This window comes from Paenibacillus sp. MER 99-2 (genome assembly GCF_023714095.1).
Lineage (GTDB): Bacteria > Bacillota > Bacilli > Paenibacillales > Paenibacillaceae > Paenibacillus.
This window is the reverse complement of sequence record NZ_JAMAUZ010000005.1, coordinates 1-17,865: the sequence shown is the minus strand read 5'-3', so window position 1 is coordinate 17,865 and position 17,865 is coordinate 1. Positions and strand designations below refer to the sequence as shown.

The 17,865-nt window shown below is 44.4% G+C and carries 14 protein-coding genes; 12 read left to right on the top strand and 2 right to left on the bottom strand.

Annotation, left to right across the window (positions count from 1 at the left end; genetic code table 11):
* The first annotated feature begins 5 nt into the window (after positions 1-5).
* The 8 genes from M3636_RS20160 to cydC all read left to right on the top strand — a co-directional run bounded on the left by M3636_RS20160 (position 6) and on the right by cydC (position 8,440).
* A complete protein-coding gene (locus M3636_RS20160) occupies positions 6-644 on the top strand; it encodes an FMN-dependent NADH-azoreductase (protein ID WP_145407763.1) in 639 nt (212 codons plus the stop codon).
* A 19-nt stretch (positions 645-663) separates the two neighbouring features.
* Positions 664-1,290 carry a DsbA family protein gene (locus M3636_RS20155; protein WP_251383959.1) on the top strand — a complete coding sequence of 209 codons (627 nt, stop codon included), beginning with the start codon at positions 664-666 and terminating at the stop codon, positions 1,288-1,290.
* Positions 1,291-1,549: 259 nt separating this feature from the next.
* Complete coding sequence (locus M3636_RS20150) at positions 1,550-1,978, top strand: Rrf2 family transcriptional regulator (RefSeq protein ID WP_251383781.1); 429 nt, start codon at positions 1,550-1,552, stop codon at positions 1,976-1,978.
* 18 nt (positions 1,979-1,996) lie between these two features.
* Positions 1,997-2,245 carry a hypothetical protein gene (locus M3636_RS20145; protein ID WP_251383780.1) on the top strand — a complete coding sequence of 83 codons (249 nt, stop codon included), beginning with the start codon at positions 1,997-1,999 and terminating at the stop codon, positions 2,243-2,245.
* A 239-nt stretch (positions 2,246-2,484) separates the two neighbouring features.
* Complete coding sequence (locus M3636_RS20140; protein ID WP_251383779.1) at positions 2,485-3,849, top strand: cytochrome ubiquinol oxidase subunit I; 1,365 nt, start codon at positions 2,485-2,487, stop codon at positions 3,847-3,849.
* A complete protein-coding gene (locus M3636_RS20135; RefSeq protein WP_174715265.1) occupies positions 3,849-4,862 on the top strand; it encodes a cytochrome d ubiquinol oxidase subunit II in 1,014 nt (337 codons plus the stop codon). The genes M3636_RS20140 and M3636_RS20135 overlap by 1 nt, the downstream gene beginning before the upstream one ends.
* Before the next feature lie 15 nt (positions 4,863-4,877).
* A complete protein-coding gene (gene cydD / locus M3636_RS20130; protein WP_251383778.1) occupies positions 4,878-6,704 on the top strand; it encodes a thiol reductant ABC exporter subunit CydD in 1,827 nt (608 codons plus the stop codon).
* Complete coding sequence (cydC, locus tag M3636_RS20125; protein ID WP_251383777.1) at positions 6,701-8,440, top strand: thiol reductant ABC exporter subunit CydC; 1,740 nt, start codon at positions 6,701-6,703, stop codon at positions 8,438-8,440. Before cydD ends, cydC begins: the two co-directional genes overlap by 4 nt.
* A 398-nt stretch (positions 8,441-8,838) precedes the next feature.
* Here cydC and M3636_RS20120 read toward each other — a convergent pair whose 3' ends face one another.
* Positions 8,839-11,091, bottom strand: a complete 2,253-nt coding sequence (locus tag M3636_RS20120; protein ID WP_251383776.1) for an alpha/beta hydrolase family protein — start codon at positions 11,089-11,091, stop codon at positions 8,839-8,841.
* Between the two features lie 274 nt (positions 11,092-11,365).
* Here M3636_RS20120 and M3636_RS20115 point away from each other — a divergent pair, with 274 nt between their 5' ends.
* The 4 genes from M3636_RS20115 (at position 11,366) to M3636_RS20100 (ending at position 16,224) form a co-directional block, all read left to right on the top strand.
* Entirely contained in the window at positions 11,366-12,583 is a 1,218-nt protein-coding gene (locus M3636_RS20115; RefSeq protein ID WP_251383775.1) for a TraB/GumN family protein, read from the top strand.
* 301 nt (positions 12,584-12,884) lie between these two features.
* On the top strand, positions 12,885-14,084 hold the full coding sequence (locus tag M3636_RS20110; RefSeq protein WP_251383774.1) for an MFS transporter: 1,200 nt from the start codon (positions 12,885-12,887) through the stop codon (positions 14,082-14,084).
* 217 nt (positions 14,085-14,301) lie between these two features.
* Entirely contained in the window at positions 14,302-15,312 is a 1,011-nt protein-coding gene (locus M3636_RS20105; protein WP_251383773.1) for an ROK family protein, read from the top strand.
* 270 nt (positions 15,313-15,582) lie between these two features.
* Positions 15,583-16,224, top strand: a complete 642-nt coding sequence (locus tag M3636_RS20100) for a sugar O-acetyltransferase (protein WP_251383772.1) — start codon at positions 15,583-15,585, stop codon at positions 16,222-16,224.
* 413 nt (positions 16,225-16,637) lie between these two features.
* On the opposite strand, the gene M3636_RS20095 is transcribed toward M3636_RS20100, so the two are convergent.
* Positions 16,638-17,237, bottom strand: a complete 600-nt coding sequence (locus M3636_RS20095; protein ID WP_128100163.1) for a DedA family protein — start codon at positions 17,235-17,237, stop codon at positions 16,638-16,640.
* Positions 17,238-17,865 lie beyond the last annotated feature (628 nt).

The window sequence follows — 17,865 nt, the reverse complement described above, 5'->3', positions numbered from 1 at the left end:
TCATAATGACGAAAGTACTTTTTATTACAGCACACCCCCTTGAAGAATCCACATCGTATAGCCTAACTGTAGGTAAAGCATTTATCGAAGCTTACAAGGAGGCTAATCCTGAAGATGAGATTGTGAACATTGATTTGTACCAAGAGTATATCCCTCATATTGATGCACATGTTTTTAGTGGCTGGGGCAAGCTGCGCTCTGGAACTGAATTTGCTCAACTCTCAAGCGATGAACAAGCGAAGGTAAAGCGTCTAGCAGAATTGTCTGATCAATTTATTGAGGCGGACAAGTATGTGTTTGTAACTCCTTTCTGGAACTTCTCATATCCTCCAGTGATGAAAGCCTATATTGATGCTGTCTCTGTAGCGGGTAAATCTTTCCGTTATTCAGAAGAGGGACAACCTATTGGCCTACTGACTGATAAAAAAGCAATTCATATTCAAGCACGAGGTGGCTTCTACTCTGACAGTCCTGCGAATGAGCTTGAGATGGGGCATCGTCATCTTCAAGTCATCATGAAATTCTTCGGAGTACCTTCATTCGAAGGTCTGTTTGTTGAAGGACATAATAAAGCGAAGGACAAGGCACAAGAGATCAAAGAAAACGCCATCGAGAGAGCGAAAGATCTGGCTAAAACATTCTAAAATGGAGTTGTTGTGAATGATGACAAATAAGGATATTTCTCTAATCTATGTGTGGGATGCATATTGTGGATGGTGTTATGGATTCTCCAATAGCCTACGGACATTTCATCAAAATCACTTAGAATTACCGATCGAAGTGTTGTCGGGTGGTCTTTTTATAGATGATCGCAGTCAAGCAATGGCAGCATATCCACATATTCCAGAAGCCAATAAACGAATTGCTCAGCTTACTGGCGCGGAGTTTGGTGCTCCGTACAATAAACTTGTAAATGACGGTACATTTATTATGGATAGTGAGGCAGCAGCTATTGGATTTTCCGCTTTACGCTCCTTGGCACCAGAACAAGCAGTGAATCTAGCGGCTGCAATGCAGCGTGCATTTTATTATGAGGGTAAGAGTCTCAGTGATATACAAACGTATCAAGACATTGCCAAGCAACTCAATCTGGATGAGCAGAAAGTGATCGATAGAATTATAAATCCAGAGACACGAGATCTTGTTCAGCAAGAATTCGTAGCAGCCAGCAACCTTGGGGCGAGAAGTTACCCAACTCTTTTCTTGAAAAAAGATAATACCTTGTATCCTTTAGGCGGCGGCGCAATGACCGCTGATAAGTTAGAAGAAAATTATGCTCAGTTAATCTGATTTATCATTAAGCGAAGAGAAGTTTTTTAGAAGAGTATCTTTCATTATGCTACGTTAATCTGGATCAGGCGAATTCCCTTTGCTTGATCCAGTTTTTATACCGGGATAGAGTTATCAGATGTACAACCTAAAAAAATGAGACTCATTGTAACATGCTAAATAGCTGTTAGAATGTTAATATAGCTTCCTCAGAAATTCTAATTTTTAATACAATAGTTCAATCGTAACGCACTTATTTTTGTATCATTGGGGTGAAAATATGTCCGTAAGCTCTCGGTTTTATATAGGAATACACATTTTGTCGTTGTTGGAAGTCAATAAAGAAGGAAATAACTCATCTGAGATGATTGCAGACAGCGTTAATACACACCCTGTAATCGTTCGAAAAGTGATGGGGATGTTAAAAAAATCAGGATTAGTGCATGTAACCCGTGGAAAAGCAGGGGCTACACTTGCACGAGATCTAAGTGAAATCACATTGTTCGATGTGTACACAGCAGTAAATGCAGTGAATGACAATAATCTCTTCAATATTCAAGAGAAGCCAAACCCCGATTGTCCGGTGGGGAAAAACCTTCAAGGAACGATCGAACCTATTTTTTCATTGGCACAGAGAGCACTGGAGAAAGTACTTGAGAATGTAACGTTACAAGATATAGTAGTTGATTTGGATAAGGATTCGGATTGAGTTTACTTGGAGAATAGAATGGGTCAAATAACTGATGATGGAATAATGAAAATGACCTCTGCAAATCAGGGAGATTTTGAGCTACAAGACTATTTTTTATATGAAATTCGAATAACAGCATCCAGTACAACGATTAAAAATGCCGCTAATTCTAAGATTAGTGGCTTCTTTTTTGCATCCAGCATTATCTCAATCCTGCTGATTAACAAGTCAATAGCTCTAAAGGGTAATTTGGATCATTTTCATAGATTAGTTGAAAAGGGGTGACTGTTCCTTGACTATTTCATGTCAAGGAAGTGACTGCAATTGTGTCATTCGCAATTGTAGATATAATAATTTTATATATCACGATGGTATGTATAGGACTGCGAGAGTAGGATAATTTAAGCATTAGCCATGTTGATTATCTCGGAATGCACCTTTATATCCTGATATGTGAAATTTTTCTCGTACTTTATTGTGTATTGAATTCTTAAGTGAAAAATGAAAACGGAGGTGACAGAGGTATGGAGTTAGATACGGTGTTATGGAGCAGATTGGTGACTGGCTTAACGCTTGGGTTTCACGTGATCTTTGCGACACTTGGTGTAGGTGTGCCTCTAATGATTGCTATTGCTGAGTTCATTGGCATTCGGAAGAAGGATAACCATTACATACTTATGGCGAAAAGGTGGTCACGAGGGTTTGTCATTTCGGTGGCAGTGGGTGTCGTGACAGGTACAGCGATATCTCTACAGCTTGCCTTGGTGTGGCCGAACTTTATGAAGCTGGCCGGGAATGTCATTGCATTACCGCTATTTATGGAAGTGTTCGCGTTCTTCTTCGAAGCGATCTTCCTAGGCATTTATCTCTATACATGGGATCGATTCAAGAACCCGTATATTCACTGGTTGCTGACCATACCGGTTGTGGCCGGAGCAGGAATGTCGGCTGTTTTTATTACAACCGTGAACGGATTCATGAACCAACCTGAAGGATTTGTCATGGAGGCAGGCCAGTTCATCGCGGTTAACCCTGTGCAAGCGATGCTGAATACAGCAACATTCTCCAAGGTATTCCATGTGCTAAGCTCAGCCTATTTGACGGGGGCGGCTCTGCTTGCAGGGATTGCTGCCCTTGCCATGCTGAGAAAAGGTGTTACTGCGTACCACAAGAAAGGCTTGAATCTAATGATGGCTGTTGTTTTAGTATTCAGTTTGCTGAACACACTCGCTGGAGATGTATCTGCCAAGTTTCTGGCTGAACATCAGCCTGAGAAGCTGGCAGCAGCGGAATGGCATTTTGAGACAGAGAGCGGCGCAGATTTAATTTTACTCGGCTGGCTGAATGCGGAACATGAGATTATAGGAGCTCTTCACTTGCCTAAATTGCTCAGCTTCCTCGCCTTTGGAGACTTTAATGCCGAAGTGACGGGGCTGAATGAATTCCCACCGGATGAACAGCCGCCACTGCTGGTGCATTATTTATTCGATGTGATGGCCGGAATTGGATTCGCTCTGCTTGCGATCTCCAGTCTATATTTCCTACTTGTGTTCTGGAAGAAGCGTAATCAGTTTAACAAGTGGATGCTTCGCCTCGTCGCGCTGAGTGCTCCACTTGCGTTTCTTGCCGTTGAGATGGGCTGGTTCTATGCAGAGGTGGGACGACAGCCATGGATTATTCGAGGATATATGCGAGTGGAAGAAGCAGCGACTTCATCACCAAGTGTGAGAATATTATTTTTCGTGTTCCTACTGTTGTATATCGTGCTCGGCGTTATATGTGCTCTTGTATTAAGACGTTTGTTTAACAACAATCCTGCTGAGGTTGAGATGGAAAAATGGCTGAAGGCGAAACAGGATCAATCCGCGGACAAAGGAGGGCATGCCTGATGAGTTATGAATTAATCGGAATTTCGGTACTCTGGCTGTTCTTGTATGGCTATCTCATCGTAGCTTCTATTGATTTCGGCGCTGGATTTTTTGCCTTCTATGCCCGTTTGACGAAGCAGGATCACCTGATTAATCGTTTGATCTCCCGTTATCTATCGCCGGTCTGGGAGATTACCAATGTGTTTTTTGTATTTTTCTACATCGGTATTGTCGGTTTTTTCCCGGACACAGCCTCCTATTATGGCGCAGCCTTAATCGTGCCGGGAAGTATTGCCATCATACTGCTTGCCATTCGTGGCTCGTTCTATGCTTTTGAGAATTATGGTTCCAAAAATAATATCGTGTACCTGTTTTTATATGGAGCCACAGGTTTGCTAATTCCTGCATCGCTGTCAGTGGCACTGACACTGTCGGAAGGCGGATTTATCCTGAAACAGGGCGAGACCGTTACACTGGATTATTGGGCGCTATTTACCAATCCATTATCGTGGAGCATCGTTGGACTGGCGATCGTCTCTGTACTATTTATTAGCGGAGCGTTTCTAACCTTTTATGCATCACGGGCAGAGGATCAGGGTGCACTCAAGCTGATGCGGAATTATGCTTTGTTTTGGAGTACACCAACCATCATTCTCGCACTGACTGCATTTATATATTTGGGTCAACACAATGAGCGGCATTTTCAAAATATGATGGATCTGTGGTGGTTGCTTGCACTTTCCGTTGCTTTCTTCATGGTTGCCATGTGGCTGCTGTTTAACGGACGTAGATATGGACTGGCATTTATCTGCATCATGCTTCAATTTTTCTGTGCCTTTTTTGCTTACGGGATTGGTCAATATCCTTATATTCTTGATCCCTATATCACGATTCAGAGTAGTGCGACATCACCAGCCATGGGCTTCGCGCTTGTCGTTGTTTTTATCGGAGGACTATGCTTGCTGATTCCATCTCTTATTCTGGTCTTCAAGCTATTTCTGTTCGATGCGGATTATGTCAAAGGGAAAAAATAAAAGGAGGAGCGCACTGTGAAAAGGAAATCGAGTCTGATTGCTCAGCAAATGTCATTACAACGAAAAAGCAGGCTTCTCCTTATGCTTATTTCTCTGGCCCTGGGTGTAGCGATTATAAGCCAGGCTACACTTATGGCTGAAGCAGTCCAGCGAATCTTTGTAGAGAAAGCTTCCTTTGCCTCAGTAGTTATGCTGCTCGGTATATTGCTGGCTGTTATGGCTTTGCGCACGCTTTTAGTGTATGGCAACGGAAAAATCGGCTTGCATATGGCGGCTCAGGCCAAGACGCATATGCGAGCTAAGGTGCTGCAAAACCTGACTCATGCTTCCATGTCTTCGACGCTGCATGGACAGACGGGAGCAAAGGTTAGTGTTGCGCTGGATGCGGTGGATGAGGCGGATAGTTATTTCAGCCAGTACATGCCGCGTATGATGGAAGCTGCGATCATTCCGATTCTGATTCTAGTTGTTGCATTTACCCAGCATGCTAACACAGGTTGGATTCTGCTCTGTACAGCTCCGTTTATCCCTTTATTTATGATTTTGGTCGGACTGCAAACCAAGAACAAGTCTGAAGAAAAATACGCGCAACTGGCTGAGTTTTCTGGTACCTTTCTGGACTCGCTTCAAGGGCTAGTGACATTAAAAATATTTGGTAAGGCTGATCGTCAGCGCCAGGAGATAGAACGCAGTAGCCTCGGATATCGTGATACAACAATGAGCATTCTGAAAATTGCGTTTACGAATACCTTCATGCTGGAGTCGATCGTCATGTTAGGCATCGGGATCGTCGCTCTTGAACTTGCTATTCAGTTGCTAATATTCAAGGCGATAACGTTCCACACAGCCTTTCTTGTGTTGTTACTCGTTCCCGAGTTTTACAGCCTGCTGAAAAATACAGGAACCGCTTTTCACAGCGGTAGAACCAGTATGGGAGCGATTCGCAAGGTGGAGCAGATGCTTACAGACACGAATACGACGAGTGTACAGAGTGATGGCGAAAAGGTAGCTCATAACAATAAGAGTGAGATTACCGATGTGATGGCTGAGGCTCAATTGGAACCATTGTCGTCGACTAAACATCCAGTGCTGACGCCTATGCCACCATCCATCGATCTAATCGATACCCATTTTCGATATGCACCGGATTCATTTGAGCTTGAAGCAAGGCGGATCTCCATTAAACCAGGAGAGAATATCGCAATTGTTGGCAAAAGCGGCTCTGGTAAAACGACTCTACTTCACCTCATCTCCGGATTATTAAAACCGACGTCAGGAGAAGTTCTGGTTAATGGACGTCTGTTGTCCCAATATGATGAGGCTGCCTGGTTTGAGCAGGTTAGCTACATTACCCAGCATCCGTATATTTTCGCGGGTACATTGGCTGAGAACATTGCGATTGGTTCGGGTGCGAATAGTTCCAGAGCCGACCTTGAACAAGCGGCAGAGGAAGCAGGACTTGGTGCGGTTACTTCCCAATTGGAGCAAGGGTTGGATACCTATGTTGGTGAAGGAGGCAGGGGGTTATCTGGCGGGGAGAAACAAAGGCTTGCCCTTGCACGTGCGTTCCTGAAACGACCGGCTATCATCTTGTTTGATGAACCAACGGTGGGACTCGATGTTCACACTGAGCGGGTGCTACAACGTTCTATTGCATCACTAACACAAATGGCAACGATGATCACGGTAGCTCACCGACTATATACCATTCAACAGGCAGACAACATTTTATTCATGGAGAATGGTGTACTCATAGACTCCGGATCACATGAAGAACTGCTGCAGCGACTACCTCAGTATGCCGAGATGGTTCATATTCAACGAAAAGGAGGGTTAACATGAGTGAACTAGCTATTCTGTCCAAGGCCATGGTTCAGGAGCGTAAGGATATCTTGCTTTCTATTTTGGGTGGATTTATTGCAGGTATAGCAGGAGTAGGTCTATTCTCTGCCAGTGGGTATATGATCGCGCAAACCGTATTTGCGCCGCCACTTTACACCTTAATTGTACTTACCTCCATGGTCAAACTGCTCGGTTTTCTTCGAGCAGCGAGCCGCTACGGGGAACGATTGTACTCACACAGAGCGACGTTCTCCATGTTGAGCCGGTTGCGCACCTCCTTTTTTGCCAAGCTCATTCCCGTAACACCAGGCATACTGAATAAAAACCGAAGCGGGGATCTGCTTGCGCGGATTGTTGGTGATGTGGAAAGCCTGCAAAATTATTTTTTGCGTGTTGCGTATCCGCCGATTATCGTTGTTATGGTGTTCTTGTCTACCGTGCTATTTACTTCCGTTTATTCGTTCTGGGTTGCGTGTTTGCTCGTAATGGGTATGTTAATTACGGCATTTGTTGTACCAAGTATCGTTTTGCTGGGACAGCGTAAAATACACGGTCGTGTACGGCAGCAACGGGCATTACTGTCTACGGAAGTAACCGAAGTATTGTATGGATTTCGCGATTTAAAGGTATATGGTCAATTGGAGCAAAGGGAGCAGCAGCTACAGCAGACTTCCGCTGCATTGGCATTCGAGCAGCAAAGAGCAGCAGGGCATCTGCTTCGTGGGCAATCCATGCATATTTTTGTAACGTATCTCGTGACATGGGGTGTGCTGGTCGTTGGCGCATGGTTAATCATGGATGGGTCACTTGCCGGCGTTTATCTCGCGATGCTGATCCTGGCTACGCAGACCGTATTTGAAGAGGCAACAGCGATGGCTATATTGCCCGTATATAAACAGGATAGTGAACATGCAGCCAGACGACTGACCGAGACGGTTCAGAGTCCCGATATGCAGTCTGCACAACCAGGTCAACCGGATGGACTGTGCACTACCGAACAGGCCATTTCAATCCAACTATCTCACGTTACCTTTCAATATGAGGGGGAGTGGAGAGCAGCGTTGAATGATATTTCTATAACTTTTCCTCCTGGCTCCAAAACAGCGATTGTCGGACCCAGCGGTTCAGGAAAGTCTACCATTGTGGATCTATTACTTAAACTACGCGAGCCAGCGTCTGGCGACATACAGTTGAATGACGTTTCGCTAAGTAAGCTAGATGAAGAGAGGATATGGCAAGCAGCAAACGTTGTCTTACAGCAAGGTCACTTCTTCAAGGGAACCGTGCGGGATAACTTACTCCTGCAAGGGGAAGAGCATGCTGACGAACAATTAACGGCTGTGCTGGAGAAAGTCCAACTGCCCAATATGTTGCTCAGCGATATAGTGTATGAAAAGGGCGAGAACCTATCCGATGGCGAGAAACAGCGCCTGGCCATGGCACGAGCTATGCTGCGGAGCGGACGCATATGGCTTCTGGACGAACCAACCTCTTCACTCGATTATGTAACAGAACAACGGGTGTTGCAGGAGGTCTTTGCACAGGCTGCGGATGATACACTTCTTCTCATCTGTCATCGGCTGACAGGACTTGAGAAAATGGATCAGATCGTGGTTATGGATCGAGGTAAGGTTGTGGAAACGGGTTCCTTCACCGAACTGATGGAGCAGAAAGGCTACTTTTATGAGATGAAGAACATTGAGCTGCAAATGATTGGAGACCAACTGAGTACGTAGATTTGATGAATATGTTGTTTTAGTAGAGCATCTCATAGTGAGCCATATAACAGTAAAATCTTCTATGAAGAGGTTGTTCAAAAAGTCCACTTTTGATTACGAAGGATGCGCGAGCGGCATCTCAGCGCCCTATATGGAATTCAGCCGAAATGTCCGTTGCTCACGTAGTTTTGCCTACGCTCCGCTACTCCATTTCTATCTTCATCCCATCTTCTCGGTACTGAAAACCGACCTTTTTGAACACGCACTATGAAGCCTATTCGGTGAAAGCGTTCAGTTGTTGGTGACGGATGTCATGAGCGCAAAATGAAAACACTCAAATTATTCCCAGTACATTGAGAATAATTTGAGTGTTTTTGCTCTATTCATAAGGACGCAGCCATCCTAATAAGAAATGATCACCGAACACCAATATCCCGAATCATAATGCTACCTTTCTCCGTTTGGTCGAACACAAAGCTAATCTTTCTGATCTGCTCCGGCTTTAGAGCCGGATTATTTGCAATGAAATCAGCCAATTGGAAGGCATAGTTCTGGAACACTGGCTCCTTTGTCGTCTGGAACAGTGCAAACGGTGATTTCGCCAGAGCTCCTTCGAACATTGGCAGCAGCGGTGAGACGCTACTCAGCGGTACACGGCTAGTATTTCCGAGCTCATCTTCTACGACAATGGTAATATCCACCGGCGTATCCGCTCCATCCACATCTTGATCGGTTTCCGTATTAGCGATGGAGAACACGATGGAACTTTGATTGGAAATGTCGATGTCTTGATCGGGTAGAATCACCCTGTATGCGGGTGCAGCAGAAGTAGCTGCCTGATCCCATTCCAGTGCAACGGCGTTATATGGATCGGTTGTATGCCCCATCTCGACGTTTTGCTCTTTCCATGTCTTCAGTCTTTCTCCTTCTAAGCTTCCCCCTGGCAATGTGGTTGTTCCCGGATCACTGTCCTCGCCATAATTGCTAATGGTTAATGTATCTGCATCCCAATAATTGCTGATATACATCGTCTCGGGAAGCCATTCCCTGGCGTATCCAAGATCCTGAAACACCATCTGGTATGAAGTATTCTCCTGAAGAGTGGCTTCTAGAAAAGATGAGATGAGCACCTTGGCAGCCTGTATTTGCTGATCTTGCGGTAGAAGACTGGCTGTGTTGAACAACTGGTTGCCTAACCCGACACCGTCATGTTTGCCCCACTCCGTGTTGAATTGCCCGTGGTTAGCGCCATATATGTATACATAAGATTTGAAAAATTCACTACGATCCGTAAATTCAGTTCGGTAGTACTGGCTTGTTCCGACAAATGAAGTGACGTCCATGTCATGGGTGCCATGCAAAGCCAGATAATTCACGTCTTTTAAGGACACGGGCTGTCCTCCTGGTTTATATTGTCCGTCGGTACCCGCTATGGACACAATGGATCGGATGTTGAAATTGTAATTAAACTTGATGTTGGCGTTCTCAGGATAAGAGGTCATCTTGTTGTACGCCGCCGCTGTGGTTACAGCCTCAGCTCCCCGTGAATGTCCAATCAGAGCGATTCGCTCCATGTCCACTTTGCCATAGAATGGATTATCTCGTGCAGCATTCCATTCTTCCCACACTTTAAGATGTTCCAGCAGCAACCATCCCCGAGCCCGATTTTCCCCTTGTAGGGGTTTGAAAACAAACCATTCGTTAAATGGGGAGGAGTTGAGGAAGTTCTCATCAATGGAAACGACAATATTACCGCGACTTGCCAGCAATTCAGCTAAATAGGCATAACCGGGATCTGAATATTTCGTCGCAAGGTGGTTGCCATGCACGATGAGCACAAGTGGAAAAGTGACGTCACCTTCGGGATACCAGACGGTTCCGTTTAAAGGCATTGCGCCAGCGCCAAAACCAAACGTGCTTGTGCGTTTCTTCGTCCAATCACCAACAAAGGCTGATCCATCGACGGATTTAGTGGTCAGCGTCTTTTTTGTGCCCAGATCGTCGCGATACGTTGTGTGACTCCCGTAGGTCAGAGATTTCACGGAAAATGTTCCAGGTTCTGCCGGATTGGTTAATAGGCCTGTGTAAGCTTCAGCAGGCTTGACCGTTTGCAACGGATAGGGTGCGACAAATTCCTTCTGTCCTTCGCTGACGATCCAGTAACCCATTACACAGACGAAGAGGACGGCAATCGCAGCACTTGTTGTTGCCCGGACTTTCTTCCAAATTCCAGCTTCCTGGTAGACTCCACTGATGAATCGATAGAGCAGTGCGCCAAGCACGGAAAAGGAAATGAGGATGCATACCACAATAAGCAGCGTAAGGGGGATAGGCCCGAGTAAGCTGAGTAAAAGCAACAAAAGCGAAGTAAGCATGGCCCATACGTAACGTGAAGGTATTTTTTTGCCCCAATGCAGCAGTCCTGTAAGAATTCCGGTTATCGCTACTGTCGCGAGCAGGAACAGAATGCTGCCAATCCAGTAGTCACTTGCACCTCGTGATCCCAAATAATAATAGGCTTGAACGAAATATAACGATAGGGTCACTAAAGATAGAGCAGCTACAGCGCCTTTCCAGCCTGGTGTGAGAGAAGGAATCCGTTTCTTTTTAATAGAGAGTAAGGACCTCTTTTTGGTCGTTTCTTCGGCACTAACGCCGGCGTTCTCCATGGATGTTCCACCTTTCAATGCATATGTATATCACACTTTAACTTAAATGTGTTGGGTATGTTCTTCTCTGAGTCTAACAGAAGATTCTTGCTGTAGTCCGTCATTTTTCTTACGTTATTATTAACAATCGGTAAATCCATACTTTCCAGCCACTAGGAGCTACTCCGAAAATTAGATGGCACCATTTCCCACCTTTATCCGTATGAACTAAGGATGTCCATTCTATTGAATCAATGATTGGCAACTATACTTATCCCAAAGGAGAATACATAATATGAAAAATTGGAAACGCATGCTCTTATCCCTTACGGTCTCGGTAAGTTTGCTCGCATCAGCAGTACCAGCTATGGCAGCGCCTCAGGAGACTTCCGTCAAGGTTAATGATCAGGCAGTAAAATATGCTACAGGTGCACCAATCTTGGAGAAAGGAACGACTCTTGTTCCACTGCGTACAACGCTGGATGCGATGGATGTGAAGCTGACGACGGCAACGGATGATACGATTACGGCTGTAGTCGATGGTCGGACGATTACACTGAAAAGCAAGCTTACACGGATCAACGGAGTAACGTATGCACCGATTCGTATCGTTGGTGATGCAGCGGGTTATGAAGTTCGCTGGGATTCCGCCACGCGTACCGTATTGCTGGTATCCAAGGGTGGAGACACTGAGACGATCCAAACTGGTGGACGCGGCTTTATGTGGGAAGTCGAGAAAAACGGTAATACCGTCTATCTCGTAGGTTCAATGCACGTTGCGGATGAGAGTTTCTATCCACTGCGTCCTGAATTTGAAGAAGCCTTTGCGGAAGCAGACTACCTGGGCGTAGAAGTAGATATTAGCACAGCTACGGATGAGCAGCAGAAGATGGTTCTCGATCTCGGTACCTATCAGGATGGGACAACGCTGAAAGACCATATCTCCAGTGAAACCTATGCAAGTCTGGGTAAACTTTTGAAGGAAAATGGTATTGAACCGGACGCTTTTGATACATTCAAACCATGGGTGGTAGAAATTACACTCGGAGGACTGAAGTCAGTGGATGGTGGATATGAAGCATCTGAGGGTGTGGATTTGTATTTCATCCAGAAGGCGGTACAGCGCAAAATTCCAGTGATTGAACTGGAGTCCTATGAATCTCAGCTTGGAATGTTCAACAACTTCTCCAAAGAGCTGCAAGAGGAAACACTCAAAGCAACCATTGATAACTTCGATGTACTCGACACGAGTTTGAATCAAATGGCTGAGATGTGGAAAACAGGGGATGACGAGCAGCTGCTTGAGCTGACGAACAGCTTCTCGGACAACGAGGAGTACAATAAAGCTATGCTGGTTGATCGCAATATTGATATGGCGGATAAGATCGACGGGTACCTGAAGAATGGTAAAGGGGAAGAGTACTTCATCGTTGTTGGCGCAGCCCACTACCTGGGTGAGCACGGAATCGTGAAGCTTCTTGAAGATAAAGGGTATACGGTGGAGCGGAAATAAGGCTATAAGGCGAAATAACAAAGTAGCTATAAGTTGTATGACTTAAAAAAGAACAACCACTTCCTACGTTATCGATGATATTGCTGTAGTGGAGAAAACAAGTCAAGACCGTGGGTAAATACCCACGGTCTTTTATTCATGGTCATACATACGTTAGTGAATGGCGAACTTAGCCCTTTACAGCCAAACGCTATCCATCGAATGGATATTGACAAAAGATGGCCAGCACTCGCATACTTACAATATAAACTTTATAAAGAATATTTATTTAGTATCTACTTTGAAGAGAGGAGTTACATCCATGGCAACTTGGTTTCTGATCATAATATATCTAGCCTTTATTAGTCTGGGGCTTCCGGATTCGCTTCTTGGCTCTGCTTGGCCGGTCATGTGGCCGGAGATTGGTTCTTCCGTAGGGTCGGCGGGATTAATATCGATGATTATCGCTGGAGGGACAATCGTTTCTAGTTTGGCAAGCGGCAGGATGATTCGAACAATAGGGACAGGCAAAATCACGATGTTCAGTTGTTTGTTAACTGCAGTTTCACTATTTGGGTTTTCGATCGCACCTTCGATGGTTTGGTTTATGCTACTTGCTATTCCATTGGGTCTTGGGGCTGGAGCGGTAGATGCCGCATTGAATCATTATGTAGCCGAGAATTACCAAGCACACCATATGAACTGGCTGCATTGCTTCTGGGGCATTGGTGCTACCATGGGGCCAATCATCATGGCTGGGTATATCGCAGGCGAGAACTCATGGAGAGGCGGTTATACAGCCGTCGCAATCATCCAATTGATACTTGTCGTTGTATTACTTGTAACCTTGCCTCTATGGAAACGTGTAGCTGCAACGCGAGAATCATCACGACCAGAGCATGCAGAGACAGAGCAACAGTCGCACACGAGTCTTCCGGTGAAGGTACTGAATATTCGCGGAGTTAAGCCATCTTTGCTTGCCTTTTTGTTATATTGCGGAGTGGAAACCACCGTTGGATTATGGGGAGCCAGTTATTTAGTAGGTACGAGGAGCATTTCAGCGGAGGTAGCTGCAACGAGCATCTCACTTTATTATGCAGGTATCACATTTGGTCGGTTGATTACAGGTTTCATAACGCTAAAAGTTCAAAATCGTCTGTTGATCCGGTACGGACAATGGGTAACGATAGCGGGCGGAATTATCTTATTGCTTCCACTGCCTTCCACGTTTTCTGTAGCAGGATTTGTTCTGGTGGGGCTTGGTCTCGCTCCGATCTACCCAGGGCTTTTGCATGAGACACCTACACGATTTGGCAAAGAAAATTCAGCCAAGCTAATGGGCTACCAGATGGCTGTTGCGTATAGCGGAACAACATTGATTCCTCCACTGTTCGGAATTCTGGCAGCGAGAATCGGTACGGGTGCTTTTCCCATTGTTGTGTTCATCCTGCTTGTCCTTATGTTGCTTAGTGCGGAGACAGTGAATCGTCTACTTCTTAAGCCGCACAAGTTGGGGCGATGAGTAGATATGGTATCCATTATTTTAGCAGCAATCATTTGGCTGGGCGCTTATGTGAGTCTGTCTATATCGAAACAACTTATTGAAGTAAAGCCGATTCGTTCAATGGATGACTTGTTTGAGTAAAGGAACAAAAGTGCTAAAATAAGTTTTACAAGTTGGAAGATATGGTACTGCTGTTTCTTCTTGTTTGGTGAAGAACTGAGGTGGGAACAAGCGGATGATGAGAAAAGCGAATGCAAAATTGATGAAACACATCAACTTAAATAATGTGCGTGAAGTGATGCAACAGATCGAAACGGCGACCAAGCCGCAGCTGGCTTCATTAACGAAGCTTAGTGTGGTGACGATCAACGCTTTGGTGAAGGAACTATGTAATCGTGGCGAATTATTTGAAGATAAAGTAGTTCCCTCGAATGGCGGCAGGCCGGCGCAAGCTTATCGATACAATTATAATTACAGACTTGCACTTGTGTTATATATCCAAGAAATGAAAGGTGAAGAATTGATCTCGGCAACCGTCATTAATTTGGAAAATGAAGTGCTGTCTAAGGAAGATTGCATCCTTCCTGTCCTGGATAAACAACATATTCTTCAACTGATTAAACAATTGGTTACGTCCTATCCTTCTATTCATCGAATCGGTATAGGTATTCCAGGGCAAGCAGTCGATGGGGATATTACGGTGAGTAGTCATGATGAACTGATTAATTCACGTTTAATACAAGACATTCAGAGTGAATTCGGGATGAAAGTTCTTGTCGAGAATGACGTTAACGCTGCGATCAGTGGGTACTGTATTCAGCATGAGGAAATGAAAGACCAGTGTGTGACTGGAATCTACTTCCCTAATCGGTATCCGCCTGGTCTTGGAATTATGTTGAATGGACAGATCATCCAAGGAAAGAATGGAATGTCTGGTGAGATCAAGTATCTACCTTCTGCGCCGAATTGGAAAGGTAAGATGAGTGATGATGAGTTCCTTCTGCAAGTTTGCCAGATCATCCAAACGGTCAATGCTATTGTAGCTCCACATCAGACCGTGATTTATCAGGAGAGAGTGGAGAAAGCGCAACTGGAGGCTGCATGGAAGCAGTATCAGATGGAACATCCCATGCCTACGTTTCCTGAGGTTGTGTATCAAGGGACGTTTCAGGAAAATTTCGATGCGGGCTTGCGATGGATGATTCTACAAGAGTTAAGGGAGACCATCCTTGAGGATTCTATATAATCCACAGAAGATGTTCTGTGGATTCACGTCTTTGTGCGGGCGATGAGCTCGCTTTTTATAATAATAGCACCCGTTGACATGAAACCAGTTACACCAGTTATGATGACCTCGTAGCTAAGAAGGTGTTTGTCCGGCTACTTAATAAACATACATTACAAAGAATCTGTTTTCACAGAAAAATGATTTTAGTTCATTATCACGGCTCGTATTTAGTGCTGAAACGGGATAGTAACCTTATGACGAACATGAATACGCTGTGGAGGTTATAGTATGAGAGAAGAAGAGCGCATTAGAAAGGGAATTCTTTTTAGTCCCAGTGATCCAGAATTGAAGGGAATTAAACGTCGTTCGCACAACCTAAGTCAACAATATAGCCTGACGTATGAGGATCAGAGTGAAGAACGAGAAATGATTTTGCAACAGTTACTAGGATCTAAGGGGGAGGGAGGATTTATACAAGGTCCAATCTTCTTTCATTATGGGATGCATACTCGGATTGGAGATCACTTCTTCGGAAATTACAATCTGACTGTACAGGACGATGCACAGGTGACGATAGGTGACTATGTCAGCTTTGGCCCTAATGTGACCATTGTTACTCCCGTGCATCCCTTGATTGCTTCTGAGCGCAGACAGATGTTGGATCAAAATGGAGATATTAAATCGCTATGTTACGCCAAACCCGTCACCATTGGTGATGATGTGTGGATCTCTGCCAATGTTACAGTATGTGGCGGCGTTACGATTGGAAGCGGAAGTGTGATCGGTGCGGGGAGTGTTGTTACGCGTGATATCCCTCCAAACTCATTAGCTGCAGGTGTTCCATGCAAAGTCATACGTCCAATCACAGAAGCAGACAGCATGCGTTACAAGCCGGAGATTATGGCAGACTGTAAGGTGTTAGAACCGTAATGGATTCGTAATTTAATAGTGAAAAGACGACAATCACATTTAGGTGTCATTCCCATGAATCCTGTGAGTTGAATCCATTGGGGATGCCATGACAAAGCAATGATCAGCATGATCTTAGTGGAATCGCATGATTGCAAAATGTAGATCCCACTTTTTGATTATATTGAATAAAAAAGCAAGGCAAAATTTAAGCCCAGGCAGCCGTTCATCTCGGTTAGCCTGGGCTTATGTATTTCATTGTGTTGTCACATATAGATGGTTACACACATGGGCGACGCCCCATTAGATGAATCTACCCAATTTCCTATTAAGCGAAAACGCCAACGTAAAGAGATTGAAGTAGAGAGGGGAGGCTGGTCTTCAGCCTTCGAACAATATACTTTATGGTCTCACCATGTCAGTCTATCAGTCGTTTACTGTGATACCCGTCCTTTTCTAAATCGTTTAATAAGAACGTAAAGTCCAAATCCGATAATAAAGATTGCAGCCGCTGGTAGGATGTAAGGTTTGATAATCTCGTCCACATGCTCCCACTGAGCGCCCAACTTGAAGCCCAGATATACATAAAGTGATGTAATGGGCAGCATTGCTAAGAAGGTATACAGACTGAATTTAAAAACATTCATTTTGGTAACACCGCAAGGTATAGATATCAAAGTTCTTACCCCTGGCACGAAGCGCCCATAAAAAGCTACCCCGCTGCCGTATTTCTCAAAGAAACGATCTGAAGCTTCTAGATGATGCGTGCGAATGAGAAAATACTTACCGTATTTCTCAACGAGCGGTCTTCCGCCAAACCGACCAAGCGCATACAGCGTTAGTGGACCAAACGTGCCTCCAACCGTACCAGCTATAATAGTAAGAATAAGATTCATATCCCCAAGGTAAACCCAATAACCTGCGAGCGGGAGAACGAGTTCGGCAGGCACAAATTCAAATGATAAAGCAATGACCACACCTGCATACGACAAGTCTTTGAAAAAAAGGATAAATTCTGTGATCCATTGAGTCACGCTACGCCCTCCAAGAGTCTATCTTATTTTTGAAACTACATTTATATCTATATATGAGATTGAATTACTCACTTCTGCTATAAAGGTAACAATTGCAATAGTAGCTTGTCAAAACTCACATCATTTATATGAACATAGTTACATTAATAGAAGAGAAGACGAATACCCTTCATGATGACCCGGTGTATAAAAGTACTGTTATATATAAATTGCTTCATAGGCAGAATTGTAATGAAGATTTCCTAAGGTGTAATGGGCAGCTATTTATAATAGAAGAAAAGATGTAATAAACATGTGATTCAGGCGCATAGTGAATAAAATTAAAATTAACTCTTTACATGTGACTAATATTCATGGTATATTCTAATTCCGGCCAAGAAAACACGAGAAACACGGTGCGGCAAGCAAATGAAATAAGCTTCGAAAGAAACTTAAATTTAAAAAAAGAGCTTGCAAAGTTGGTTCGGATGTGATAAGATATAAAAGTTGCTGACGAGAAGTAATGTCGGCGCTGAAATAAGTTTGATCTTTGAAAACTGAACAACGAGTGAGTAACGATCTTGCTTGCAAGATCGACGCTAAGAAATCAGTACATGTCTTCGGACTGGATGATTTCGAAGCACAAATG

Excerpts from the sequence above, each read along its gene's own strand:
- M3636_RS20110 (WP_251383774.1), top strand. The coding sequence starts at position 12,885 with ATGGCAACTTGGTTTCTGATCATAATATATCTAGCCTTTATTAGTCTG.
- M3636_RS20100 (WP_251383772.1), top strand. The coding sequence starts at position 15,583 with ATGAGAGAAGAAGAGCGCATTAGAAAGGGAATTCTTTTTAGTCCCAGT.
- M3636_RS20150 (WP_251383781.1), top strand. The coding sequence starts at position 1,550 with ATGTCCGTAAGCTCTCGGTTTTATATAGGAATACACATTTTGTCGTTG.
- M3636_RS20160 (WP_145407763.1), top strand. The coding sequence starts at position 6 with ATGACGAAAGTACTTTTTATTACAGCACACCCCCTTGAAGAATCCACA.
- M3636_RS20135 (WP_174715265.1), top strand. The coding sequence starts at position 3,849 with ATGAGTTATGAATTAATCGGAATTTCGGTACTCTGGCTGTTCTTGTAT.
- cydC (WP_251383777.1), top strand. The coding sequence starts at position 6,701 with ATGAGTGAACTAGCTATTCTGTCCAAGGCCATGGTTCAGGAGCGTAAG.
- M3636_RS20120 (WP_251383776.1), bottom strand. The coding sequence starts at position 11,091 with ATGGAGAACGCCGGCGTTAGTGCCGAAGAAACGACCAAAAAGAGGTCC.
- M3636_RS20145 (WP_251383780.1), top strand. The coding sequence starts at position 1,997 with ATGGGTCAAATAACTGATGATGGAATAATGAAAATGACCTCTGCAAAT.
- M3636_RS20155 (WP_251383959.1), top strand. The coding sequence starts at position 664 with ATGACAAATAAGGATATTTCTCTAATCTATGTGTGGGATGCATATTGT.
- M3636_RS20115 (WP_251383775.1), top strand. The coding sequence starts at position 11,366 with ATGAAAAATTGGAAACGCATGCTCTTATCCCTTACGGTCTCGGTAAGT.
- M3636_RS20140 (WP_251383779.1), top strand. The coding sequence starts at position 2,485 with ATGGAGTTAGATACGGTGTTATGGAGCAGATTGGTGACTGGCTTAACG.
- M3636_RS20105 (WP_251383773.1), top strand. The coding sequence starts at position 14,302 with ATGATGAGAAAAGCGAATGCAAAATTGATGAAACACATCAACTTAAAT.